We start from the raw sequence: 24,469 nt of genomic DNA, 5'->3' as shown, positions 1-24,469 counted from the left end.
ATAACTGTTTAATCCTGTATGATAAGCAAATTCTACTTAACGAGTAAACTTTATTAAAAGTTTTAGGTAATATAAACGTTTATGTCAAAAATATTTCGCCCATTAGTTTTTTATATTGGCTTACGCTATGTTTATGGTCAAAAAACAGATGGCTTTGGTCGTTTTGTCTCGTGGTTATCGATGATAGGGATTATGCTAGGTTCGATTGGCTTAATTGTCGTGTTGTCGGTAATGAATGGGCTTGAAAATCAAATGCAAAATAGTATTTTGAAATTTTTTCCTCAAGCACAAATTACTTCAACGCAAGGTCGAATCGATCCTAATCTCACACCAAGTACGCTTTTTAATAGCATTAAGGGCGTCAATCGAATCACACCATTAGTGACTGGCGATGTAATATTACAAAGTGAACAAAGTATTACCGTAAGCACATTAATGGGCATTACAGCGGAAGATGAAGATCCTATCAATGATTATATTTATAGTGGCTCGATAGCTGATCTACAAGCTGGGCAATATAACGTAATTTTAGGGCAAACATTAGCAAATCAATTAGGGGTGACAGTCGGTGATAAAATTCGTTTAATGGTCACCGATGCCAGCCAAATTACCCCAGTAGGGCGCATCCCTTCTCAGCGTTTATTCAATATTGTTGGGTTATTTTCGGTCAATCATGATATCAATCAAGCGCTAATTTATATTAACCAATCCGATGCAAGAAATCTGTTACGTTATCCCGCTAATATGATTACAAGCTGGCGTCTATTTTTAGATAACCCTCTAAATATCGCAGCGGTAACAAATACGCCTTTACCCGATGGTTTGATATTTAATGATTGGCGTGCCAAACGCGGGGAGTTATTTCAGGCTATAAAAATGGAAAAGAATGTGATGGGATTATTGATAAGCTTAATTGTTATTGTCGCTGCATTTAATATCATCACTTCGTTAAGTTTATTAGTGATGGAAAAACAAGGTGAAGTTGCAATCCTGAAAACTCAAGGATTATCACGATTTAAAATTATGCTGATTTTTATTATTCAAGGTGCCAGTTCGGGCGTGATGGGGACTTTATTAGGCAGTATTATTGGTCTAATTCTTGCTTTGAATTTAAATGAACTTATGCAAGTTTTGGGATTATCATTTGCAGGTATTGAGTTACCTTCGTTGGTTGAACCATCACAAATTATATTTATTATTATTGGATTGCTTATGTTATCGCTAATTTCAACTATCTATCCTGCTTATCGTGCAGCCAATATTCAACCTGCCGAGGCTTTACGTTATGAATAATTCAGAAAGACTACTTTGCGCTAAAAATCTTTATAAAACCTATAAAGAAGGCAAAATGGTGACCGAAGTGTTAAAAAATGTATCATTTGATATCTATCGTGGCGATATGTTAGCTATTATTGGTAGCTCAGGATCGGGGAAAAGTACACTTTTACATTTACTTGGTGGCTTAGATAAGCCAACATCTGGCGAAATCTTTTTTAAATCACAACAGCTTAATCAATTGTCTGAAGTGCAAAAAGCGCATTTACGTAACCAAGAAATTGGTTTTGTTTATCAGTTTCATCACCTTTTACCGGATTTTACTGCACTTGAAAATGTGGCGATGCCGTTATTAATTGGCGGTGTTTCGGCTAACGAAGCTAAAAAACGGGCAATGGCAATGTTAGAATCGGTTAACTTAGTGAAACGAGCAAACCATCGACCGGCTGAACTTTCGGGTGGGGAACGCCAACGAGTCGCTATTGGTCGCGCATTAATCAATAATCCTGCATTAGTGATGGCTGATGAACCAACAGGAAATCTGGATAAATCAACTGCCGATACTATTTTTGATTTGTTAATTCGTTTAAATCGTGAACATGGCACCGCTTTTTTAGTTGTCACGCATGATTTAAGTTTGGCAAAAAAATTAGATAAACAGTTAACTATGAGCGATGGGCAATTGTTGAGTAATTGTGAGTCAGACAAACCGTTACTGGAAAATTAACTATGAATTTATCATTATTGACGGCTATTAAATTTCGAAAAGGTCGTCGTAAAAGTGGCATGTTATCTTTAATTTCGATTATCTCAACCCTGAGTATTGCTATTGGCATTGCTGCTTTAATAATTGGTTTAAGTGCGATGAATGGCTTTGAACGCGAATTACATAATCGTGTTTTATCGGTTGTTCCGCATGGACAATTATATCCACAATATGGCAATTTAGAACAATGGCGTCAGGTGCAAAAGGAGTTAAAAGAAAATAAGAATATTGTTTCAGCAGTGCCTTTTGTCAATTTTACTGGTTTGATTGAAAATGGTAGCAAACTTGGGGCGGTTGAAGTGCAAGGTATCGATCCTGAACAAGAAAGCCAAACAAGTGCGCTGCCTAAATTTGTATTGAATAACAAATGGCAAGAATTTAAATCTGATAGTCAACAGGTGATTATTGGTGCAGGATTAGCCAAAACATTATCAATTAAAGAGGGCAGCTGGGTTTCGTTATTGCTTCCAGTATCAACCAATGGCTCAACTCAACTTAAACAACCAAAGCGCGTACGTTTACACGTTGTTGGTATTTTAGATTTGAGTGGTAGCTTAAGTAACAATGTGGCTTTAGTGCCTCTAGCTGATGCACAAAAGTTGCTAGACATGGGTGACAGTGTCACGGGGGTTATGATTAATGTCGATAAAGTATTCGATGCAAGCCGTATTATTGCTCAAGCTGCATTGGGTTTGGATATGAATTTGTCTTTTAATAGTTGGGAAAACGCTTATGGCTTTATGTACCGAGATATTCAGATGATAAGACAAATCATGTATTTGGCGATGATTGTGGTTATTGGCGTTGCTTGTTTTAATATTGTATCTACACTTGTTATTGCTGTGAAAGATAAACAACGTGATATTGCTATACTTAAAACGCTTGGTGCAACCAATGGTCTGATCAAACATATTTTTATTTGGTATGGCATTATTTCTGGATTGATTGGGAGTTTAATGGGCGTAATATTAGGTGTTGTAGTTGCATGGCAATTATCAAATATTATGAAAGTAGTCGAATCACTGATGGGACATAAAATTTTAAATAGCCATATCTATTTTGTCGATTTTTTACCCTCAGAAATTCATTTTACCGATGTCGCAATAGTATTTGTTACAGCTATGTTATTAAGCTTAGTTGCGAGTTATTATCCAGCTAAGCGAGCTTGTAAAGTTGATCCTGCTCGTATTTTAAATAGTTTTTAGCGATTTACTTTCATTACAAAAGCGCGGTATGAAATGAATCATTCGCGCTTTTTTTCAGTCATTTTTATGATATAGCTCCAGATATTTGTAAAATAACTCTTCATATGGGGTTAATTCATAGACCAATAAAACGAATATAGCCGCTACAATTACAAGTAAAGTTAAAAGCAGTATCATGCCTAATTTACTTGGATAATGGGCCAATTTAAGACAAGTAAAGAAAGCAAAGCTTATGATAAATCCGCTAATCGCGCCCGCTACATGGGCAATATTATTAATAGACGGTAACAATCCCAGTCCTGCGGTTAAGACTAAACTAATTAAGATAGCTTTGATTGGCATCTCTTCGAAATTAGTTTTAAATACTAAACTATAAGCTAATAGTGAGGTAATAACACCAATAATGGCGCCCGACGCACCGCAGCTAACTACATGTTGATAAAGTAAAAAAAAGTCACTGATTAAGTTACCAAACAAACCGGAAAACAAGTAGATGCCAATATACACAAAAGCTGGTATGCGTTTTTCTAAAATAGGGCCTACGCTCCATAAGGCAAGTATGTTCATTACTAAATGTGTCAAATCAGCATGCACAAACATACTGGTAAATAAGCGCCAATATTCATGGTAAAATAAGGTTAATTCCGCATTATCTGCTCCCCAAAGAATAAGGAATTGTTCATCAGTCATATAGGTTAATGTAGTGAAACCTAATAATCGTGATACCACAAAATAACCCACATTTAACATTATTAAAACATTTGTGATTTTAGCTTGTGATGTAAGTATTTTTAATACATTGACTATGCGCATTTAAAAAAGATCCTTTATAACAGTAGGGAATAATAAGCAGTGATGAAAATCAGGACAATCGCTTACCAAGTATAATTAAGTCACGTTTGATCCCATCAAGCTCTGCAATATTAGGAAATAGCCCCCATTGTTGATACTGCATTTTTTTAAACAACGCTAAGCTTGGAATATTATGACCAAATATATAACTCATAATAGCGGTTATTCCTACTTTTTGAGCAAATTCCTCAATGTGCTCGACGGCTTTTTGCCCAATTTGTTGACCACGAAAATTTTGATGGATATAAAGGCTAATTTCGACTGTTTTATTATAGGCGGGTCGTCCATAAAAGGATGACAAACTAACCCAACCGCATGGTTGATTATGGTATTGAATTAACCAAAGCGGACGGTTTTGAGGATTATGTTGTTCAAACCATGCCACTTTGCTTTGTACTGAAACAGTTTCTGTATCAGCTGTCACCATGCGGCTAGCAATGGTTGAATTGTAGACATCAACGATAAAAGGTAAATCAGCTAAAGTGGCATCGCGGTAGGTGATCATATTTTCAATTATTAAAAACTATTTTCACATCATTGTAATGAGATTATCTATATCAAGCAACTAGTGAATTGTACTAATCTATACTGAAAAAATGAACAAAAATACTTTTCAAGATGATTGCTTATAACAAAGAGTTTCGCAGTAAATAATCGTTATATAATGATTAAATTGTTTATATTTTTTAGTCAACAGAACAACCAGTCAAAAAATTCAATAGCCATTTTCGCAAAATAATATTATTTTATGGAAAATATTTTGATTTTTTACAAAAAAGACAATTAAAATCTAAATAAAATAGTAATAAGGAAAAAATAATGAAAAAACAGGTAAAAGAACCCTATATTGCTTTTGATCCTGAACAGGCAACATTTTTATTTGATCGCCATTTTAAATTACAATCACGCGATGAAATCCTCCCCAAAATTGCTAAAATGATTCACCACATGTTTCTCCCTAAAAAAAGGTTTTTATGTTTAGGTGGATCGATCGTTACTTTTATCCTCGTTGTTTTAATTACGGCAACATTTGGTCTGCCAATGAAAATGATGACTAGTGTGGCATTTATTATTATGCTCTTTGGAATTGGTATGGTGTTCTCTTTAATTAGTCATTATATTGCGGTCTTTACCGAAATAAGACGATTAAAAAAACTTTACAAAAATGCACAATGGCCATGTGAGTCATACTGTGCTTTTTATGAAGAAGGCTTCTATTATAAAGCAATGGACATGGAAGGGGTTTTCTACTGGGATGACTTTATGTGTATTATGGTAACGCATGAAGTACTCTCTTTCAACTTTTGCCCAGCCGAAACACCAAAAGGCAAAGAAATGAAAAAATTCTACCCGCGCTTAGATACCTTTTATATGTTCATTCATGGCGATCGACAAATACTCGAATTGATGATAATCCTTAGCCAACAAATTGGTGATCTGGTTGAGTTTAGGTAGACATGGGGGATTTTGGGTTAGTCTAGCTTTTGGACGTAATTATCGTTATGAAAAAACATTAAACTATTTACGTCCGAAATTCTACCTAATCCAAATTTATGCGAGTTTTTAACCCTTTTTTTTGACCTTGTTTTAAATCAAATAAAATCAATAAATTACAAATTCATCAAAAAAAAGGGTTTGAACCACCCAAAACACTATTTACCTTTGCCCAAACAAACTTTATAGTAATCGACACGCTAGTTCACTGCCGTGTAGGTAGTTTAGAAACTCACAAGTTAGAAAATCATTATTAAAATACGTTCACTGCCGTGTAGGTAGTTTAGAAATGAAAAAAAATTGGAGTTAATATATGGTTAATGTTCACTGCCGTGTAGGTAGTTTAGAAATATCCTATTAATTTAAAATCAATTCTCACGCTGTTCACTGCCGTGTAGGTAGTTTAGAAATGTGGATAATGCAAAAAAACAAACATCTTTCAGTTCACTGCCGTGTAGGTAGTTTAGAAATGGTGAAAGAGTGGAGAATTACTAATGAAATTGTTCACTGCCGTGTAGGTAGTTAAACAGACTAAAAGCTTACTCAAAAATTCAATGACAGGCGTGCGTTGTTGTATAGCGTTCCTAAAATGACAGAATCTTATTAAAAGATCTAAAATTTTCACTCACCAATACAAAAATAAAAATGGATAAATAATCCGTTGGGTTTATTAAAGTTAATATTTACGCAATGATAAAGTGCCGACAACCGCGCGCGGTGTATGCCAAATAGGGATGGTTGGCAACACGACTTTGTTAGCAACAAATCAGCAAACTACACAACGCGAAGAACAAGGGACGTTGCAGCCCCCTTTCTAGCATTTTGTGGCGCAAATTTTTATGGAAAAAATTTGAACAGATGATGGTTCGAAGAGGTAAGTATCCTAGATGACACAGGTAGCTTCGGGGGATTTTGCACAAATATCCCAATTCGGGCGTTTTTACTGAAAAGAAAAATCAGCCAATTATTAGCGCCCCAGAAATTAAGAATTAAAGAAACGAATTTCTTAATAAATGGAAACAATTCTTTCTTAGATGTTGAAGTAAAGTGGGCATTTTAGTATCAACCTCAACATCGTCAAACCATTAATGTCCTAAATCATAAAAAATAGTAACATAACATTTTCAGAATGTTATTTCTCTATCACCACTCTACCACGTGTTATATCACTGATATTTTTTTGTAATGTTGTTATTTTATCTTGGGTGATTGCTAAGCTAACTTCTACGCCTTCGGCGTCAAAATCTTGATGTTCGATAATGGCATCAAGTTCTTTTAGGCGATTTTCAATAATCGGCCATTCGTTATAGTAGCAGTGAAATTGCAGAGGAATACGGGTTATGAGTTCGATCAACTGGGCTTGTTGTAAGCAGTGGCTGGCGCTGCCACCGTAAGCACGAATTAATCCACCTGTACCTAATTTTATGCCACCAAAATAGCGCGTAACCACTACCACGACTTGATCACAATCCTGTCCTTCAATTGCTGATAGAATTGGGCGACCTGCGGTGCTGGTGGGTTCGCCATCGTCATTAAAGCGGTAGTGTTGACCGATTTTCCATGCCCAGCAGTTGTGTGTAGCATTAATATCGCTAACTTGTTCAATAAATTGGCTTGCCTGATCGGCAGTGATGACGGGCGCAGCATTGACGATAAAACGGCTTTTTTTTATTTCTTCAGTCAATTCAACTGGATTTGTTAATGTATATGGCATACTAATTCTGTTAAAATCACTTTATTGCCGATAATAATACCCAGCAGAATAAAAATGTCTATCAATTTAGCACAATTAAAGCAATCCCAGCAACGCTTAGCCAATCAGGTAAAAATGGTTGATGATTTTAATCCCGCAATAAAGTTAGTGGGGGGGACCGATGTTGGATTTGAAGATGATGGTAATGTCACGCGAGCGGCTATTGTCATTTTAACTTATCCTGATTTTAAAGTAGTTGAGTATCATATTGCACGCTTAAAAACTGAATTTCCTTATATTCCCGGTTATTTATCGTTTCGTGAATATCCCGCTTTACTTAGCGCTTGGCAGCAAGTGAAGCATAAACCGGATCTTTTGTTGGTCGATGGTCAGGGTGTTGCGCATCCAAGGCGTTTGGGTATTGCCAGCCATTTAGGATTATTGTTAGATATGCCAACTATTGGTGTGGCAAAAAAACGCCTATGTGGTCAATTTTCGCCGATCGCTAAAATAGCAGGTCAAGTTACCCCATTAGTTGATAAGCAACAACAAATTGGTTGGGTGTTACAAAGTAAAAATAATTGTAATCCACTATTCATCTCATCTGGTCATCGTGTTAGCCAAGATAGTGCGTTAAAATGGGTTAATCTATGTTTACGTGGTTATCGTTTGCCTGAACCGACGCGTTGGGCTGATGCTATTGCTTCGAATAAACCGTTATTCAAAAAGAGTCTTGATGCCAAATAATCATTTATCACTCAAAAAAGGTGGTTTTACCTTTAAACATTTTTTTGTCGCTCATGATAAAAGCCCAATGAAAGTAACAACCGATAGTTGTTTATTAGGCGCCTGGGCACCGATTACACATGCACCTAAACAGGTACTTGATATTGGCACGGGTTGTGGTGTGATTGCTTTAATGTTAGCCGCGCGCCTTATTAATCGTGATTGTCAGATTGATGCTATTGATATTGATAAACAGGCTGTAAACCAGTGTCAGCAAAATGCCTTTTCTGCTGATTTTAGCAAGGTTAACGCCATTGAGGGAGATATAAATCAATTTAGAATAGAGTCATCTGGTTGTTATGATCTGATTGTTACCAATCCTCCCTATTTTGAATCTGCCGTTGATTGCCGTGATCGCCAAAGGCAACTGGCTCGCTATACTGAAAGTTTGAGCTATCAACAGCTGCTTGATGTTGTAAAACGGTTATTAAGCATAACGGGTAGGTTTTGTTTGGTTTTGCCTTATCACTTATCCAATCAATTTAAGTTATTAGCAAAGTCTAATCATTTATATTTACAGCAAGAACTCAAAGTTAAGTACTCTGCCAACAAATCCTTTTCTTTGTCATTAATGACTTTTGCTTTTCAGCCTTGTGATGCTGTTTTGGAACAGCATCTTTGTATGCGAGATGAGGATGGGCGCTATTCCGATGATTTTCGAGCTTTATTGGTCGATTTTTATCTGTTTCGAAAATAACGCTTGATAATTCGTTTAATAGCTTTACATATAAAAATATAGAATTGCAGTCATCCCTAATATGACAATAGTTAAGGCATAGATTTTGTCGTGTAAAAAACTAAAAGCTGGGAGTGATCGTTGTTTTCGTGCATAGAGATAAAATAATAAACCTACACTGTATAAAATCATAGAGAGCAATAAGTAAACAATGCCTCCAGCATAAATCAACCAAAATCCATAAATTGAACCAATACTACCAATAAAAATTAAGTCGGTTTTTCGTTGTTTAACCGCCAATTTAAAAACAAATAGCGCCGAAAGTAAGTAGGGGATTAGTACCATTGACGTTGAGAGTTGAATTAGGGTGTTATAGCCAGATTGATAGAAGTGGGCAAGAATGATTAAAACACTAATTAGCGCGGTAGTTAGCCACAATGCATTAACAGGCGTGCCGTTTTTATTGATCTTACCAAAATAACTCGGTACAGTGTGTCTGTTACCATGTCCGGTTAAAAATAGCATTTCGGCTGCAAGTAATAACCAAGAGAGTAACCCACCACTGACCGAAACAATTAAACCAATATTTATAAATGTCGCTCCCCAACTGCCAACCACTCGTTCGATCACCCAAGCCATGGATGGATTTTTCATTTCGGCAAGTTCTTGTTGGGGTACGATTCCTAGCGATAAAACCGAAACACATACTAATAATAGGCTAGTGATTGCAAAGCCGAAAAAGGTTGCTCGGCTAATGCTTAAAATTGTTTTTGCCCGTGACGCATAAACCGTCGCACTTTCGATACCTAAATAAACCCATACCGTGTAAAGCATGGTATGTTTGACCTGATCGATGACCGATCCTAATTGTGGTGTTCCCCAAAAATTGGTGTTAAAGGTATCGATTTTAAATGCAAGAATCACGCAAATAATAAACAAACCAATGGGCACAATTTTAGCCAATGTGACTAAACAATTTAATAAAAATGCGCGATAAATTCCCTTTAAAATAAAAGTATGGACAATCCATAAAAAGACCAAACCACCCATGACAGCAGGCAATGTGGTACCATTGCCAAAAAAACGCAAACAGTCAAACGAGCCTAATGCACTGAATAAAATGACTAAATAGCTGGCACAAGACATCCAGGCGGATATCCAATATCCCCATGCTGCATTAAAGCCGATATAATCACCAAAACCTTCACGGACATAACCGTATAATCCATCATTGATCTTGTAAAATCGAATCGACAAATATTGAAAGATTCGTGTTAGCATTAACATGCCAATTAAGGTTATTACCCAAGCAATTAAAATCGAACCAGCCCCCGATGCTTCGGCCATATTTTGCGGCAAACTAAAAATACCACTGCCAACAATACTGCCTACCACTAACAAGGTTAGTGGCAAAATACCAAGTTTTGTTTTTGTAGGTGTATTCATGTTGTTATCTTTTTTAAAGGGTTAAAAATAGCGTCATTTAATACATCAACATTAAAATCGTAATGACATACAGCTGACGCCACCGTCAACCTTTCGATATTCAGAGGTATCGACTTCAATGACTTGATAGCCTAATGCTTCGATTTTTGCTTTTGTGATCGGATAACCGGCTGGCATAATGACGCGATCATTAACCCAAATACAGTTAGCGGCATAACTTTCTTGTTCAGGGATCTCAATGATATTAAGGTGTTGAAATTCCGGCTTAGTGATAAATTCGCCTGCTGCAAGTAAATTATTATTTTCCAAATAGGCTAGGCCTGTTTTTAAATGGAGAACCTTTTCTAAAGTGACAACCGATCCTGTCATACCATATTTTTTTAATATGGCAATCATTTGATCGGCACCAGCTTGATTGGTACGCGCCGATAAACCAATATAATAATGATCACCAACCATCATAATATCGCCAGCTTCAACCGTTCCCGGCGCTGTAATGGCTTCGACTTTATTTGGATAAAAACGTTCAATGGTATCGGCAATGATAGTTGTTTCATCTCGTCGACTTTCAGCGCCCGGTCTTGTGATTATTGCACAATGCGGCGTACAAAGTACGGCATCTTCAACAAATACAGAATCAGGAAAACGTTCATCAGCGGGAAGAATGGTGATGTCAACATCGCATTGCTGTAAAGCGCGAATGTAATCATTATGTTGATTTAAGGCTTTTTGATAATCGGGTTTACCTAAATTAGCTGACGTTAGCCCATTAATTAGTGATTTAGCGGGTGTTCTGGCAATAATATGACTAAATTTTTTCATTTTCTATTTATTTCCTTTTTTAATAATTATGCTTTATTTTTGAATAATAATTCACATTAAGCGCTTAATCAAGTATTAATGTGATTTTTTATGCAATTATTTTATTTGTTTGTCAGTAATGAAGTTTACGATTGTGACTTTGACGGGTTTTTTAATGATAAAACGTAACAATTTTGTTATTTGAGTGCTTGGTTTTGTGATCCTTAGCTTAGCTTTGCTTTGATAGCATCATTAATCGATCATGGCTAATCATTGTTGGCTAAGGGTATTATAATTGTCATAAAATTATTACGGTTGGTTATCGCAATTGATGTTAACAAATTAATTATATTCTTCTTTTTTAAGCTATTGATATCGTGTTAAATAAGTTATCGCCTTTTTTAATTTTGTCGCCAGTATTGATAAGTGTGTTAAACTATTTGCACTTCCAGTGCGACTGTTTCTTGTCCAATATGAATCAGTAATTTAATACCTAATTTGGATGTTAAACTCATGGCGTGTTTGGTATGAAATAGCTCACATTCTCTACCACCAAAAGGCGCATAAACGATGACTTTAAGTGGCTCGATGACAACACTTTTATCAACAACTTTTTCAGAAAAGATAGTGCCAGGCACTTTGTTAATTGATTCAACTGCCCTCAATTGGTAAATAGATGTCTTATTGGTTGATTGTTTGTAATGTAACAGGGTATGTTTTGAACTATCTCATTGAGTATTTGTTCTGTAGGGGGGGTATTAACTAATTTATTATGCATAACAAGGTTATTTTCAACAATTGATATTGCTTTTGATATCTATTCCAATAGCATAATAATCCCTTTGGAATCGATAGCCAGTCCAGAATGTTGCATCGATAAGTGTTTTTTTGAGCAGGTGCAATAGATAAAAAATTATTTTGATTTTCTACGATAACATTGATGAAAAGATGGGACGCTACAAGTGCAATAGGGCGAAAGTTTCGCCCTACTATAAAGGTGGATTACTTTCCTTCAAAATCAATGAGTGTAAAACAATTGATTCCAGCTTGAGTTAATTTGGTTTTGCCTTGTAAATCAGGTAAGTTAATAACAAAAGCGGCATCTTGCGCAATTCCACCACATCGTTGTATTAATTTTGCTGTCGCTGCAACTGTGCCACCCGTAGCCAACAGATCATCAATAATCAATACGCGCTCTCCCGATTTGATCGCATCGGAATGAATTTCGAGCGTATCGGTACCATATTCAAGTTGATATTCTTCTTTAAATACATGACGCGGTAGCTTATTTGGTTTTCTAACCGGCACAAAACCAACACCTAAAGCTAATGCAATGGGGGCTGCGAAGATAAAGCCTCGCGCTTCAGTACCCACAACTTTATCGATTTTTTTATCTTTATAATGATCAATTAATAGATCGACAGACGCCTTAAACGCGATAGGATCTTCCAATAAACTGGTAATATCGCGAAATAAAATGCCTTTTTTAGGATAGTCTGGAATAGTGATAATACTGTTTTTAATCAGTTGAAGTTTTTCTTGTATATGAGTCATGTTAGATGTTCTCTACATTTTTCTATAACAATGGCTAATCTTCTATTATATACCTTTGCGCTCAATGCTGGCAATAATCAATGAGTCTTTAGCACTTTAGTAACTACCATTTTAGTTGTATCTAATTATCAATATTTAATTCAGTAAATATTATGTAAAGTTAGACGTTTTTTTGAAAGTTTATTCGAATAGTTGATTTAATTTGACTGCTACTTAAACACTTAGTTAAAGTAATAATCCTAATTATTTTATAATTAATTTTATTTTATTATATTGAAAAATATAAGCAATTTACTGGTTAAATAATTGAGTGATATTTTTTTGTAAAATTAACTTACGAATTAATAAATAAAAACTAAACACTATTTTTCTTTTTCTTTTTCTTTATAAATAATTTATACAACACTTATAGCTATTTATTTTTTTGTCATGATCACCTATGATAGATGAATCTATTAATAGCTTGCTATTATAAGAGTGATTTATTATTTTTCTTTGTGGTTCAATACATTGTCATAGATCTAAATTAGTTGTAACAATTAGATTATCAAGTTATATCATCAACTAATTGAAAATGTGTCAAATTTAATAAAAATTGACTACAATCGAAAATGATATGTAAATCTAACGAAATGATTTCAATATTATCATTGATTTTGACATAACTTCTCGTAATTTGATTAATATAATGAGCAGTATAAATGCATTATTTGTATTGATGATATCAAAATGTATGTTACAAATTATCAGTAATTTTTTTAACAAATATTCAAAGTAATATAACTAAAATTTAAAATTATTGTTAATAATAAAAACATGTTCCAATAATTTTTTGTAAATGGCTTTTTTACAATTTTTTGCAATTAAATACAATAATTAGACAGTTTAATTAACAAAAAGATGATAATTGCACAAATTTTTCACAGAAAAATTATAAGGTTAATTATCAAAATAAGTTGTTGCTTAGCTTTTAATGGTTATTTTTATCAAGAAAAAAACAAGGTTAAACCCAAATTTGTTTGATGTCGGTATTGCTTAATTCAAATAAGTGATAGGTTTATAAATTTAGCTTTAGTAATTGAACTTTAATCTCCATTACTCTATGAGTATCTTAAAAAGATTAAAAATTTCATAGTAGTTTTAGGTGTTGAACACCTGTGGAAGTTATTTTTTATTTGGTAATTTGAATTGAAAGTGGTGTGACGTTTATCGTAAAAACATCAATGAAAACAATGTTAATTTAAACAGTTTGCTATTATAAAAATTAATTTATGAAAACATTAACAGCAATTTTATCAATTTTTATATTTATTATTGCTATTAGCTATTTAAGTTGGTGGAGTACTGAAAATAAAGGTGTTATAACCCCAAATAACCGACAAAAACTAGTGCAGGCTTGCTTTGAAAATATAAATACTATGATTGAATCTTGTTTTAGTCAATACTCGATGTATTTTAATCGTTTTAATTTGGATTTAAAAAATGAAAAAAATGATATTCAATGTTTGCTGGAAACTCAAAATAGTATACAAAACTACTTGAAAATTGAGAAAAATAAAATTAGCTGTTTAATTACTTCAAATCATAAACATTGGACTAAATTAACAGAACCAATCAAATATGAAAAAGCTACTTTAAGTAATCGCAGTATCATATCAGAATTATTTCCAGCTAAGTTTGGCTGGTACCAAGATTATAATCATATAATCTATTGGTTAATTAAGGATAATACCATAATAGGTTCAGAATTTTATTCAATAAATAGAGACATTGCTCCCCCTTTCTTTGCTGATAAAGTATTAATAGCTAATCATTTTATTTTATTTAATTATGATAAGCAGAGCCATTCAAAAGAAAAACTATATAACAATAATATCAAAATTAATTTTGATTATCTTTCCCCATATTGGAAAGTACTCCATTATTTTGAAACAAAATCTTTAACTTACTTTTATGCGTTTTTTGTTTTTTTGATTATTTTGTTTACTATATTACTTATTCTTACAATCATATATTTTTATCGAAAATACTTTCAAACTTTATGTAGGGCTGAGCCAAAACTAAATTTAGCAGATCAACTTTCCCACGAGTTTAAGATTCCTTTAACTAATATCATTCTATATAGCGAAATATTAAAAGAAAAATTAAGTAATGAACCCTGTCAACTAATTGATTATATAGATGTTATTATTTGTGAAAGCAAACGGTTAACACGGTTAGTTCAAAATGTTTTGACTTTTAATAAGATGATAAAACTGAATATAAAGCCTGTAAATATAACAAAGCTTGTTCGACAAGTTTATTCTACATTTAAACCAGTTTTTGACAGTAAATCATTACAATTCAATTTAATTATAAACTCTAAAAAAGAGTGTTTTATTGATACTGATGAAGATAGTGTTGTGCATATAATCTGCAATTTTCTAAATAATGCTGAAAAATATGCATCGGATGGTAAAAAAGTTGATTTAGTATTAAATAAACAAAAAAATAAAATTATGGTTACTGTTCGTGATTATGGTAAAGGTATTCCTAATCATTTATTAGAGCAGATGTTTAGACCATTTTACAGCATAAATTTATCATCTGCAGAAGGATTATCTGGCACAGGTATTGGACTTACAATTGCTAAGCAATTAGCAAATAATTTGAATGCAACTATTGAAGTAACTAATCAAAAACCAGGTGTTGCTTTCTCATTGATTTTGACGGAGTAAACATGAAGATTTTAATTGCTGAAGATGATAAAAATATTCGTACGGTAATTGCGGATATTTTAGAACAAGAAGGCTATAAAGTTATAGAAGCCGCCAATGGTAAAATTGCTTTGAAATTATTCAGGCAAAGCCTGCCTGATTTTATTATTTTGGATATCATGATGCCAGAACTTGATGGTTATTCGGTTTGCCGTGAAATTCGTAAATCTGACGAAGATATTCCAATTTTATTTTTGTCAGTTAAAAATGAAGAGATTGATAGAGTAATTGGCCTAGAACTAGGTGCAGATGATTATATGGGTAAACCATTTGGCGTTCATGAATTACGGGCTAGAATTAAAGCTATAGTTAAACGTTGCTTGAAATCCAAGCAATCTAGTCAACTCGTTAATGATTTTTTTCCTTTTGGGGATTTAAAAATCTATCCCATTGAATTATGTGCTAAGCGTAATGATCAGATTATCGAACTTTCATTACGTGAAGTCAGAATATTAGAATGCTTATATCAACATAAAAATCAAGTTGTTACTAGAGACACGTTATTTGATTATGTTTGGGGATATGATTACTCGCCAAATAGTCGAACTATAGATCAACACATTTCAAAATTGCGCAAACAAATTGAAATTAATCCTTTAAACCCTTGTTTGATTAAAACAATTCATGGTATTGGTTATAGGTATTAAAAGGGTTGGTCCTGTGTGCTATTCAATAGATCTAATATGTTTGGGAATTTATTTTATGAATTCTTCCTAATTTTCTATATTCAATTTTTGTCTATTTTTAGTTCTTGCAGGTATAGAGCGGCATAAATAAACTTCAAGAAATCAGACTATAATGTTTTTTGTATCTATCTTATATATTTTAGTTTGAATAGATTGTAGACATTTAAATTTTTACTGTTGGATGTTAAATCATTCTTTTCAATGTACTTGTTATCTTTTTTGGGGAGAGGGATGTTTTACATTTAGGGTAACTATGTTTTTTGAGAAGAAAATAGGGCAGTCATTAAGTTTGTCCTAGTTATGCTGTTTAAACTTCAATAAGCTCAATTTTTGCTTCTTTTGTTTGTTATATTGCTATAAAAACAGCAATTATCGATAGTTAGCATTGTTTTTCAAAAAAATCTATGGTGATCATAACTTTTGCTTTATGTAATTTAATAATCATAAAATAATCTAGCTGACTATCAAAAACTCACAGTTATTCATCCAAAAGTCTAAAAACAAACTATTACAAGGTGAGAAATTGATTGCTAAATGGCTTAATATCCAATCTAATAGTAAAGTTGAAGTAAATTAACTATTGAAATTAAATCTTTTTAGATGAAATTAATTGATTTAATTTGTCTTATTTATGTTTTTATTTGGATCTAACAGGTTATTAAAAGGAATAATTAGATGAAAAAGTTAACTGCCATTATGGCATTATTGCTTTGCTCAGGACTTACTCAAGCTCGTACTTATGATGAAATCATCAGCTCAAAAACAATTAGAATTGGTGTGCCTGCTGATTATGCACCACTTGCTTTCTATGATAATCAAAATTCGTTGGTTGGTTTTGATATTGATATGGCAAAAGATTTAGCTAAAAAATTAAATGTTACACCTGAATTTTATATTACAAGCTGGCCCACACTTTCCCAAGATTTAGCTGCTGATAAGTATGATGTTGCAATGGGTGGCGTGACCTACACCAAAGATCGTGCAGCTAAATTTTTACTATCTGACCAAGTCGTTCCTAATGGTAAGATTGCGTTAGCCGCATGTGATATGGCACCTCAATTATCAAATTTAGACGCCATTAACCAACCTAATGTTAAAGTTGTCGTTAACCCTGGTGGGACCAATGAAAGCTTTGTAAATCAAAATATTCATACTGCACACATCATTCGTGTAAAAAATAATATTGATAATCTTCAAGCGTTACGTGATAAAACCGCTGATATGATGGTGACAGATCTGATCGAAGGTCATTATTATGAAAACAAAGAGCCTAATGTCTTATGTTTAGCGACAGTTAAGCCATTCGAAGGTACCGAAAGTTATAAAGCTTACATGGTACAGTTGAATAATAAAAAATTAATGGATGAAATTAATAATTGGTTACCAAATTCAAATAAAGAACAGCTTGCAATAAAATGGGGTGTCATTACGCATCTTAATTGATCATTAAATTTACTTCTTTCAGTTGATAGCGAAGGTTATAAAAATAAAGTGAAATTCGGCTTTAAAACTCTGTTTTAAGCTGAATAACTTTTTCATTGATTGTGTAATTTTGGCAATATCATTATAGGGGTGATACAAGTATGAATTATCATGATTTTTTAGTTATTGCATTTAAATTATTGGTTGTTTTTATTTGTATAATTTTATTTTTAAAAATAACCGGAAAAACTTCGTTATCTCAAATGTCGAGTATTGATTTTATCGGTAATATGATTTTAGGTGGTATTGCAGGTGGTATTATTTATAATCCTAAATTAACAGTGTTTGATTTTTTAGTGGTGTTGTTGATGTGGACAACTATTATGTATACCTCTAATTATCTGAAGAAAAGAAGTCAAAATGCAAAAGCTTTTATTGTCGGTAATCCAATTATATTAATGGATAAAGGTAAAATTAAGTTAGATGCTTTTGCTGGTGTAAATATTGATTTTGCTAGCTTTGCAGTATTATTAAGGATGAAAAATATTTTTACTATTAATGCTGTTGAAAAAGCAATTCTTGAGCCTAATGGTCAGCTAACTATTGTGAAAAAAGGTGATAAGGATATATCTGTTATTGTTCTTGAAAACGAAAAACCAAATGATGAAGCGTTACAATCGATTGATAAAAATGAAGATTGGTTAAAAGCCAAATTGAACGAGCAAGGCTATACCAGCTATGAAGGATTATATTGCGTTGAATATTATGATAAACATCTATTTATTATTCCCGTTGAATCGGTCAAGCAATAAAAATTAACAATGGTGTTTTTAAACCGAATTTTTTTGAATAAACCTTAACCTTATTGTGAAAGTTAAGGTATTTTTAACCGATGCTTTTCTAAAATTATAGATAACTATTGATATAACGGTGAGGTATTTAGCGATCGCGTAATAAAACTTTCTACCGAAAACTTATTAAGTGTTGATTGTATTTCTTGCGCTTGCTGCTGCGAGTGACATAAGCTAAATACACAAGCTCCAGTACCTGTCAGTTTGGTCGGCGCAAATTGCGATAGGTAGCTAATAATTTGATGTACTTTAGGATAACGTTTACCGACAATATTTTCGCAATCGTTGCTGAACGCCTCGAATGGTTGAGAAAGCAGTTGCTCAATAGTGCGAACAGGAGTATCACGTTTTAGTCCGGGATCATTAAAGATTTCGACTGTCGAAATCTCAATATTGGGGTAAGTAATTAAATACCAATTTTCTTGATAATCAACAGATTGTAGCTGGTCACCAATTCCCTCAGCAAATGCCGCGTGCCCATAGATAAAAATAGGCACATCTGCGCCAAGCTTTCGTCCTAGAGTAATTAATGTTTCCGTTGGTAAAGCGAGTTTCCATAACTCATTGAGCGCAACTAATACTGTGGCGGCATTTGATGAGGCGCCACCAAGCCCCCCACCCATAGGTATTTTCTTGTTGATGGTAATATCAATGCCTAGATCGAGGCGTTGAGTATAGTTTTTTAAACACTGTGCAGCAATAACGATTAAATTTTTATCATAAGGAACGTTATCAAAAGGTGTTAATAAATTAATTTTATTATCTTTACGCAAGTTAAAAGTGAGGCTGTCGCATAAATCAATAAATTGAAACAACGTTTGTAAATTATGGTAATTATCTGGGCGGCGACCCGTTATATATAAAAATAAATTCAGCTTTGCAGGCGATAACCACTGTTTCATTATGATTACCTACTATCGTAAGATCCAGTTACTAATTTTTAAACGAATAAGCTCATCATTATGATTTAGCTCAATTGACGATGGTAGATCAATTTTTTTATTTCTAAAAGTATACGTTGAGTAACTCGCAATCTTTAACTGCCATTTATTATTATTCTGTATAAATTCAGTCGCGGTTAATCTGCCTGATTTATCTAATTTATCGGCAGAACTATTATTAGAATAACCTTTTAACCAATTATGAAGGGAGTTTAGTGGAATATTAACGTTAGACACCTTACTCATCAAATCTTCGATATTATTGCCATTATAGTTATTACCATCTTTATCAATAAGTTGTGCATAATTAGGTTCTACTTTTAGGCTCAAGATGCTAGTTCCAACAGGTGTGGTCAATTTTATGTCGAAACGATCATCTGATTGTTGGTTAATTAAAAAGCGACCATAACTACGGGTTTTGTTGCTGAAATGAGCAATACTTCCATTAACTTGAAACGTATTTATCTGTTCAAGATCGTGCTGATGATTTTGCCATTGGTTTACAATAGATGTCGAGTTTTGTTGTTGGCTGACTTGGCAAGCAGTCATAAACAAAGATAAAACGATAATAAATAGATAATTGATTTTAGTCATGAATTAGCCCATTAAAATTGCCTAATATAAATTTATTATAACTGAAAATCGTTAGAATAAGAAAAAGTAACTGTAATTAACCTTTATTGTTTTTTTATGTATAATAAAAATAATAAAACGCTTAATAATATCGTTATATCACTCATAATAGAAACAAAGCAATGTCAATTACAATATTAGGTGTTAACCATAAAACTGCACCACTTTCATTAAGGGAAAAAATCGCTTTTCCCAATGAAATTGTGGATAAAGCATTATATAGCCTTTATCAACATCCTTTAGTTGAAGGGTGTGTTATTGTGTCTACGTGTAACCGCACAGAAATCTATTTAAGTTACGAGCATGATACTGATTTTCTAAAATTAAAACAGTCTGTTGAGATTTGGTTAGGTCAATTTCATCATGTTGATATTGCTCAGTATCAAAACGCCATTTATTGGTATGAAGGTCAACAAGCGGTTGAACATTTGATGTCGGTTGCAAGTGGCATCGATTCCATGATTATTGGTGAGCCACAAATTTTAGGACAAGTAAAAGCTGCGTATATGCAGGCGCAAAAAAATCATTGTTTGTCATTAACATTAGAAAAATTATTTCAAAAAATTTTTCATGTTGCCAAAACCGTTCGTAGTGAAACCAATATTGGTGCTAATACTGCTTCTGTTGCTTATGCTGCTTGTTTAATTGCTAGAAACCTTTTTACTGATACTCCACAATTAAATGTGATGTTAGTTGGGGCAGGAGAGACCATCGAGCTTATTTCTCGGTACTTAAAGCCGCACGGTTTTAATCATGTTATTGTTGCAAATCGTACCCGTGAAAAAGCATTAAAACTTGCCTCGCTAATTGATGCAGAAATTATTTCATTACCAGATATTGCCAATCGACTTAAAGATGTTGATATTGTAATCAGTTCAACGGCAAGCCCTTTACCTATTATTGGTAAAGGCATGGTTGAGCGGACATTGGTAGCAAGAAATAACCGCAAAATGTTATTTATAGACTTAGCTGTTCCTCGTGATGTAGAAGAAGAGATTAATCAACTTAATCATGTTCATCTTTATACCATTGATGATCTCCAAAAAACGGTTGAAAGTAATTTACAGCAGCGCTCAATTGCGGCCAAGCAGGCGCAATATATTATTCAAGAACAAGCTGAACAATTTATCGATTGGCTTAAAGCTAGGCAGGCTGTTAATTTTGTTAAGCAATATCGTACTAATGCCGAACATATTAAGAAAGAATTAGAATATAAAGCACTTAATGCCATTAAGCAAGGTGCCAATATAGATGAAGTCTTTGCTGAATTTTCGCATAAATTGACGAATAAACTTATTCATGCACCAACGCAAACCTTGTTACAAGCAGCGACACATGATTGTGATGATTGCTTTAAAGTATTAAGTAAAGGTTTAGGTTTGAAAGATCATTAATTAATTTCTGATCTTGATTGATAAATATCATCAATCTTCAAATTCGGTTATCGTTGCTGACTAAACTTTGAATTAAATTTTCTTATGATTTTATTGAGATGATCAAATAAAAAGTAACTATTGCTAACAGAGTTAGTAATGGCTGAATTATATTTTGTTAAAAATAATTTTTAATATCTAACATATTGATTAAGATAGGAAATATGTTTTTTTGCCTAAACTAATTATATCTTTATTAACAATAAGACCTAACTATTATATTAAATCACTTAATTTTATTTTTATTGTCTATTGCTTCACGGTGTCTTGTAATCGACTTAAACTCGGAGTAGCATTTTCAACATTGTATTGAAAATAAAATTTTTAATTTTTTAATCATTCAAACGAGATGTTGCTATGAAAATGTGTATTGCTTGTGGCATGCCAATGACAACTATTGGTGATTATCCATTGCACGATATGTCTAAAAATTATTGTAAACACTGTGCACATCAAGATGGTAGTATGAAAACGTTTGACGAAAAATGGCAAGAAGTCACATTACGTTATGCAAAAAATCACAATATAGATTATTCTGTTGCTAAGCAAACCGCTTATATAATCTTAAAAAAACTTCCAGCATGGAAACGTCGGTAATAGTTGGAATTTTAGGCAACTAAAAAAGTTTGCAAGAATAACTGTTGCAGATATTGTAAAGCTTAGTATAATGCCAACGTTTACTTCTTTACACATTAAGTGCCAGTGTGGCGAAATTGGTAGACGCAGCGGATTCAAAATCCGCCGCCCTTAAAAGCGTGTCGGTTCGAGTCCGACCACTGGCACCAAGCTAGCTAACATCGCTCCAGTTAAAAATTGATTTATATTTAAAAACTATTTCGAATAGGTCTATCAATTCGCTTTTTTTATCAATCAACTTTCACAAGTATTAAATCAAATCAAGTACAATATCGAATATACAGACCGGTAGATTGGTTTCAATAATGGCATGCATCGGTAAAATGGCTTTAATGCCTTTATATATTAAGGTTAATAAGCATGACAAGAACGTTACTGACTTAAGTCTATTTTTCTACTTTCTCGCAATTTTAGCTAAATAACGTATAAGCAGAAATTAATAACTTTCATATAGTAATAACATTCCCTATTCATTTACCATTCTTTACAAATAATCGCCGTTAATCGGTAGTTAAATTTTACTAAGGTGCTATACTTTGACCGGTAAATTAATCGTTTAGTTTTTTTGAGCACTAAAATGGAAAAGTGTAAATAAAACATAAATTTGCTTGAAGGATTGCGCATTATGCTTTATAATATCAAGACACAAGACACAAGACACAAGACACAAGACATTGGCAGCCTTACGTCAAAAATCTATATCAACACACTTTAGCTGATTTATTACACCTAAAGCTTAATATAAAACTTAGTTTAGTATTCGATTTAGTCTCTCGTTTTTTGCTCAAATTAAAGTGTGATTGCGTATCTAATTTAGGGCAGAGGTTGCTATCTGGTTTAGTATCGCACGTTCGCCAACCCAGCTCCCAACATCATTGTCGACGACAGCTATTATTGGTTAATTGTCCGCCATATATTGTTTTCAATATAAAACGCTATTTAGCTTTAATACCTTTGTTATTATTACCTTATGCCACTACGACTCAAGCATTGTCGGCAACGACGGCGAAAGTCATTCATGGTAGCGAACCCTATTTAACTTTTGACAATGGTAAGACTAAAGTTAACACGACTGAAGGGTTGTTCGGTATTACGTTATCCGATGGTACCCGCATTACTCCACAAAATAATATTTCAACCTTCGATAATCCAATAGTGTTACCTAAAGAAAACCAAAGCTTTATTGATATTGCTATGTTGGTGCCCCCCACTGCTGATGCTATCGCTTTGAACACCTTAATTGGGGAGCCTTACAATTATTGGGGAGATGATGATGGTGATGGTCAGGGTACTAATGGTGTTACTGCTAGCGGTAATTTAAGCGTACGTATTACCGATAAAGCCAATCATGCTGTGAATCGTAGTGCTACTTTAGATATCTGTGATGCGCCTTATAAAGTGGAATTAACCACTACTGCTGGTAGTTTAACCACCCAGTATGGGCTACCAAATAGTCGTAATTTCAGCAGTGGTACTGCCGCCTATTATATCAATCCTAAAGCCGCACCAAAAATCTGTTATGCCAAACCGAATCTGAGTATGGGCAACGACACCTACGCCGGTCCCGCTAATATCTGGAATCCGAGTAAAGGCTTCCTGGTGCAGTCCACTGAGCCATCACAGTACATGCTCAACTTCCCGACTACCGGTGCTAATAATCTGTATTTTGATTTAGACATAGGTGGTATTAGCGGTTCAGCATTGACATGGCCAACAGTCAGCCAAGGCGGTATTACCGCCACCGTGACGCCATCGCCCGATAATACTAATAACATTCGCGTCACCCTCACAGGTCCGGCGGCAACAGCATCGCAACAAGAATCAGCCACATCGGGTAGTGTCGCTACTCCTACCTTGCCGCAGACTTTTGTGATAGAGGGGAAAGATAGTCGTAATAAAACGGTATTAAGTTATGGCTTTGAGTTAAAGCAGTGGTTCGTCAACCGCGGAGATAAATTTGATACTTATCCTAACACCTCATCCTGGTGTAGTAGTTTAGGCGGTGGTTACCGCCTGCCGCAGGTCAAAGACTTAACTAACGCGGTGTGTTCGGGAGCTAATTCAAACATTTTTTGCGAAGGAGCAGTGGGCGCCACGCCGTCATCGAATTGGAATGGTTACCAGCGTAATATTGGTGTGGGTTTGTTTACCGAATGGGGCATGATGAGTGATTATACCGCTGCCAGCTTCGTCAAACTCATCTACTGGACAAGTGACTGGACAAGTCGCCGATACGGTTCGATACTGTTGCAGTACCAGTTCGTTGTCTTTCCGGTCTACGGCAACATTAATAGCAACCAACCTAGAAACGACGCCTACGGGCTTTGCGCCTATCCTTAGTTCTTAATCCTGAAGTCGCGGGCATTTAATAAGGCGTAATAAAGTTTTTAAGCAACAAAAGGTCAGTTGCAGCGGCAGGGCAGCCCAGGCCGACTGAATCGGTGAGCAAAAATGGACGGTACGAGTAATTTGGGGGAAGGGCACATAAACCCCTCTTTACTCGGGCGTTTTCACCGAAAATAAAACGTTACAAACCAAGCAACGTCCGAAATTTTATCCCATT

At 34.1% G+C, this 24,469-nt stretch carries 22 protein-coding genes, 1 tRNA gene and 1 CRISPR repeat array; of the genes, 14 read left to right on the top strand and 9 right to left on the bottom strand.

What is annotated here, in order from left to right:
- The first annotated feature begins 90 nt into the window (after positions 1 to 90).
- From lolC to lolE, 3 genes are read left to right on the top strand one after another with little or no spacing between them, the layout of a single operon-like run.
- Complete coding sequence (gene lolC / locus J3U56_RS06525) at positions 91 to 1,293, top strand: lipoprotein-releasing ABC transporter permease subunit LolC (RefSeq protein ID WP_416379668.1); 1,203 nt, start codon at positions 91 to 93, stop codon at positions 1,291 to 1,293.
- On the top strand, positions 1,286 to 2,002 hold the full coding sequence (gene lolD, locus J3U56_RS06520; protein WP_267367123.1) for a lipoprotein-releasing ABC transporter ATP-binding protein LolD: 717 nt from the start codon (positions 1,286 to 1,288) through the stop codon (positions 2,000 to 2,002). Before lolC ends, lolD begins: the two co-directional genes overlap by 8 nt.
- 2 nt (positions 2,003 to 2,004) lie before the next feature.
- Positions 2,005 to 3,246 carry a lipoprotein-releasing ABC transporter permease subunit LolE gene (lolE, locus tag J3U56_RS06515; RefSeq protein WP_267367121.1) on the top strand — a complete coding sequence of 414 codons (1,242 nt, stop codon included), beginning with the start codon at positions 2,005 to 2,007 and terminating at the stop codon, positions 3,244 to 3,246.
- A 54-nt stretch (positions 3,247 to 3,300) separates the two neighbouring features.
- Here lolE and J3U56_RS06510 read toward each other — a convergent pair whose 3' ends face one another.
- Positions 3,301 to 4,059, bottom strand: a complete 759-nt coding sequence (locus J3U56_RS06510; RefSeq protein WP_267367120.1) for a rhomboid family intramembrane serine protease — start codon at positions 4,057 to 4,059, stop codon at positions 3,301 to 3,303.
- A 49-nt stretch (positions 4,060 to 4,108) separates the two neighbouring features.
- Entirely contained in the window at positions 4,109 to 4,603 is a 495-nt protein-coding gene (locus J3U56_RS06505; RefSeq protein WP_267367119.1) for a GNAT family N-acetyltransferase, read from the bottom strand.
- 314 nt (positions 4,604 to 4,917) lie between these two features.
- Here J3U56_RS06505 and J3U56_RS06500 point away from each other — a divergent pair, with 314 nt between their 5' ends.
- Positions 4,918 to 5,553 (top strand): hypothetical protein, encoded by a 636-nt coding sequence (locus J3U56_RS06500; protein WP_267367117.1) that lies wholly within the window; start codon positions 4,918 to 4,920, stop codon positions 5,551 to 5,553.
- A gap of 242 nt (positions 5,554 to 5,795) precedes the next feature.
- Positions 5,796 to 6,122: a CRISPR direct-repeat array (repeat unit 28 nt; unit sequence GTTCACTGCCGTGTAGGTAGTTTAGAAA).
- Between the two features lie 602 nt (positions 6,123 to 6,724).
- On the opposite strand, the gene J3U56_RS06495 is transcribed toward J3U56_RS06500, so the two are convergent.
- Positions 6,725 to 7,306 carry an IMPACT family protein gene (locus J3U56_RS06495; RefSeq protein WP_267367116.1) on the bottom strand — a complete coding sequence of 194 codons (582 nt, stop codon included), beginning with the start codon at positions 7,304 to 7,306 and terminating at the stop codon, positions 6,725 to 6,727.
- A 60-nt stretch (positions 7,307 to 7,366) separates the two neighbouring features.
- Here J3U56_RS06495 and nfi point away from each other — a divergent pair, with 60 nt between their 5' ends.
- Together nfi and J3U56_RS06485 are read left to right on the top strand one after the other, a co-directional pair.
- Entirely contained in the window at positions 7,367 to 8,032 is a 666-nt protein-coding gene (nfi, locus tag J3U56_RS06490) for a deoxyribonuclease V (protein ID WP_416379741.1), read from the top strand.
- Positions 8,022 to 8,768 (top strand): tRNA1(Val) (adenine(37)-N6)-methyltransferase, encoded by a 747-nt coding sequence (locus J3U56_RS06485; protein WP_267334250.1) that lies wholly within the window; start codon positions 8,022 to 8,024, stop codon positions 8,766 to 8,768. The genes nfi and J3U56_RS06485 overlap by 11 nt, the downstream gene beginning before the upstream one ends.
- A gap of 24 nt (positions 8,769 to 8,792) precedes the next feature.
- Here the strand turns inward: J3U56_RS06485 and J3U56_RS06480 are convergent, their stop codons facing one another.
- The 4 genes from J3U56_RS06480 to apt form a co-directional block, all read right to left on the bottom strand.
- Positions 8,793 to 10,193 carry a basic amino acid/polyamine antiporter gene (locus tag J3U56_RS06480; RefSeq protein ID WP_267334251.1) on the bottom strand — a complete coding sequence of 467 codons (1,401 nt, stop codon included), beginning with the start codon at positions 10,191 to 10,193 and terminating at the stop codon, positions 8,793 to 8,795.
- Positions 10,194 to 10,244: 51 nt separating this feature from the next.
- Positions 10,245 to 11,015 (bottom strand): dimethylargininase, encoded by a 771-nt coding sequence (ddaH, locus tag J3U56_RS06475; protein WP_267334252.1) that lies wholly within the window; start codon positions 11,013 to 11,015, stop codon positions 10,245 to 10,247.
- 410 nt (positions 11,016 to 11,425) lie between these two features.
- Complete coding sequence (locus J3U56_RS06470) at positions 11,426 to 11,659, bottom strand: PTS glucose transporter subunit IIA (protein WP_267349035.1); 234 nt, start codon at positions 11,657 to 11,659, stop codon at positions 11,426 to 11,428.
- Between the two features lie 337 nt (positions 11,660 to 11,996).
- Complete coding sequence (gene apt, locus J3U56_RS06465; protein ID WP_267367115.1) at positions 11,997 to 12,548, bottom strand: adenine phosphoribosyltransferase; 552 nt, start codon at positions 12,546 to 12,548, stop codon at positions 11,997 to 11,999.
- Positions 12,549 to 13,819: 1,271 nt separating this feature from the next.
- On the opposite strand from apt, the gene J3U56_RS06460 reads away from it, so the two are divergent.
- The 4 genes from J3U56_RS06460 (at position 13,820) to J3U56_RS06445 (ending at position 18,224) form a co-directional block, all read left to right on the top strand.
- A complete protein-coding gene (locus tag J3U56_RS06460; protein ID WP_267367114.1) occupies positions 13,820 to 15,265 on the top strand; it encodes a sensor histidine kinase in 1,446 nt (481 codons plus the stop codon).
- Positions 15,266 to 15,267: 2 nt separating this feature from the next.
- Complete coding sequence (locus tag J3U56_RS06455) at positions 15,268 to 15,951, top strand: response regulator transcription factor (protein ID WP_267344070.1); 684 nt, start codon at positions 15,268 to 15,270, stop codon at positions 15,949 to 15,951.
- 714 nt (positions 15,952 to 16,665) lie between these two features.
- Positions 16,666 to 17,433: a transporter substrate-binding domain-containing protein gene (locus J3U56_RS06450; protein ID WP_267344071.1), complete on the top strand. Its 768-nt coding sequence runs from the start codon at positions 16,666 to 16,668 to the stop codon at positions 17,431 to 17,433.
- Between the two features lie 140 nt (positions 17,434 to 17,573).
- The gene (locus tag J3U56_RS06445) at positions 17,574 to 18,224 is read left to right on the top strand and encodes a DUF421 domain-containing protein (protein WP_065634602.1); all 651 of its coding nucleotides are present in this window, start codon (positions 17,574 to 17,576) and stop codon (positions 18,222 to 18,224) included.
- 104 nt (positions 18,225 to 18,328) lie between these two features.
- On the opposite strand, the gene ispE is transcribed toward J3U56_RS06445, so the two are convergent.
- Both ispE and lolB read right to left on the bottom strand, forming a co-directional pair.
- Positions 18,329 to 19,168 (bottom strand): 4-(cytidine 5'-diphospho)-2-C-methyl-D-erythritol kinase, encoded by an 840-nt coding sequence (gene ispE, locus J3U56_RS06440; protein ID WP_416380304.1) that lies wholly within the window; start codon positions 19,166 to 19,168, stop codon positions 18,329 to 18,331.
- 9 nt (positions 19,169 to 19,177) lie between these two features.
- A complete protein-coding gene (gene lolB, locus J3U56_RS06435; protein ID WP_267334257.1) occupies positions 19,178 to 19,798 on the bottom strand; it encodes a lipoprotein insertase outer membrane protein LolB in 621 nt (206 codons plus the stop codon).
- Between the two features lie 161 nt (positions 19,799 to 19,959).
- Here lolB and hemA point away from each other — a divergent pair, with 161 nt between their 5' ends.
- From hemA to J3U56_RS06415, 4 genes are all read left to right on the top strand, one after another.
- Positions 19,960 to 21,231, top strand: coding sequence for a glutamyl-tRNA reductase (gene hemA, locus J3U56_RS06430; protein ID WP_267334258.1), 1,272 nt, complete (start codon positions 19,960 to 19,962; stop codon positions 21,229 to 21,231).
- A gap of 396 nt (positions 21,232 to 21,627) precedes the next feature.
- A complete protein-coding gene (locus tag J3U56_RS06425; protein ID WP_267334259.1) occupies positions 21,628 to 21,867 on the top strand; it encodes a zinc ribbon domain-containing protein in 240 nt (79 codons plus the stop codon).
- A 101-nt stretch (positions 21,868 to 21,968) separates the two neighbouring features.
- Positions 21,969 to 22,055 (top strand) — tRNA-Leu (locus J3U56_RS06420).
- Positions 22,056 to 22,731: 676 nt separating this feature from the next.
- Positions 22,732 to 24,246 carry a hypothetical protein gene (locus tag J3U56_RS06415; protein ID WP_267367110.1) on the top strand — a complete coding sequence of 505 codons (1,515 nt, stop codon included), beginning with the start codon at positions 22,732 to 22,734 and terminating at the stop codon, positions 24,244 to 24,246.
- Positions 24,247 to 24,469: the final 223 nt, after the last annotated feature.

The sequence above is a fragment of the Gilliamella sp. B2824 genome, from assembly GCF_026536245.1.
GTDB lineage: Bacteria > Pseudomonadota > Gammaproteobacteria > Enterobacterales > Orbaceae > Gilliamella.
The sequence above is the reverse complement of the archived record's forward strand: the minus strand, read 5'-3'. Positions and strand labels throughout refer to the sequence as shown.

What these genes read in the sequence shown, in the direction of transcription:
- lolD (WP_267367123.1), top strand. Translation starts at nt 1,286, where the DNA reads ATGAATAATTCAGAAAGACTACTTTGCGCTAAAAATCTTTATAAAACC.
- lolE (WP_267367121.1), top strand. Translation starts at nt 2,005, where the DNA reads ATGAATTTATCATTATTGACGGCTATTAAATTTCGAAAAGGTCGTCGT.
- J3U56_RS06510 (WP_267367120.1), bottom strand. Translation starts at nt 4,059, where the DNA reads ATGCGCATAGTCAATGTATTAAAAATACTTACATCACAAGCTAAAATC.
- J3U56_RS06505 (WP_267367119.1), bottom strand. Translation starts at nt 4,603, where the DNA reads ATGATCACCTACCGCGATGCCACTTTAGCTGATTTACCTTTTATCGTT.
- J3U56_RS06500 (WP_267367117.1), top strand. Translation starts at nt 4,918, where the DNA reads ATGAAAAAACAGGTAAAAGAACCCTATATTGCTTTTGATCCTGAACAG.
- J3U56_RS06495 (WP_267367116.1), bottom strand. Translation starts at nt 7,306, where the DNA reads ATGCCATATACATTAACAAATCCAGTTGAATTGACTGAAGAAATAAAA.
- J3U56_RS06485 (WP_267334250.1), top strand. Translation starts at nt 8,022, where the DNA reads ATGCCAAATAATCATTTATCACTCAAAAAAGGTGGTTTTACCTTTAAA.
- J3U56_RS06480 (WP_267334251.1), bottom strand. Translation starts at nt 10,193, where the DNA reads ATGAATACACCTACAAAAACAAAACTTGGTATTTTGCCACTAACCTTG.
- ddaH (WP_267334252.1), bottom strand. Translation starts at nt 11,015, where the DNA reads ATGAAAAAATTTAGTCATATTATTGCCAGAACACCCGCTAAATCACTA.
- apt (WP_267367115.1), bottom strand. Translation starts at nt 12,548, where the DNA reads ATGACTCATATACAAGAAAAACTTCAACTGATTAAAAACAGTATTATC.
- J3U56_RS06460 (WP_267367114.1), top strand. Translation starts at nt 13,820, where the DNA reads ATGAAAACATTAACAGCAATTTTATCAATTTTTATATTTATTATTGCT.
- J3U56_RS06455 (WP_267344070.1), top strand. Translation starts at nt 15,268, where the DNA reads ATGAAGATTTTAATTGCTGAAGATGATAAAAATATTCGTACGGTAATT.
- J3U56_RS06450 (WP_267344071.1), top strand. Translation starts at nt 16,666, where the DNA reads ATGAAAAAGTTAACTGCCATTATGGCATTATTGCTTTGCTCAGGACTT.
- J3U56_RS06445 (WP_065634602.1), top strand. Translation starts at nt 17,574, where the DNA reads ATGAATTATCATGATTTTTTAGTTATTGCATTTAAATTATTGGTTGTT.
- lolB (WP_267334257.1), bottom strand. Translation starts at nt 19,798, where the DNA reads ATGACTAAAATCAATTATCTATTTATTATCGTTTTATCTTTGTTTATG.
- hemA (WP_267334258.1), top strand. Translation starts at nt 19,960, where the DNA reads ATGTCAATTACAATATTAGGTGTTAACCATAAAACTGCACCACTTTCA.
- J3U56_RS06425 (WP_267334259.1), top strand. Translation starts at nt 21,628, where the DNA reads ATGAAAATGTGTATTGCTTGTGGCATGCCAATGACAACTATTGGTGAT.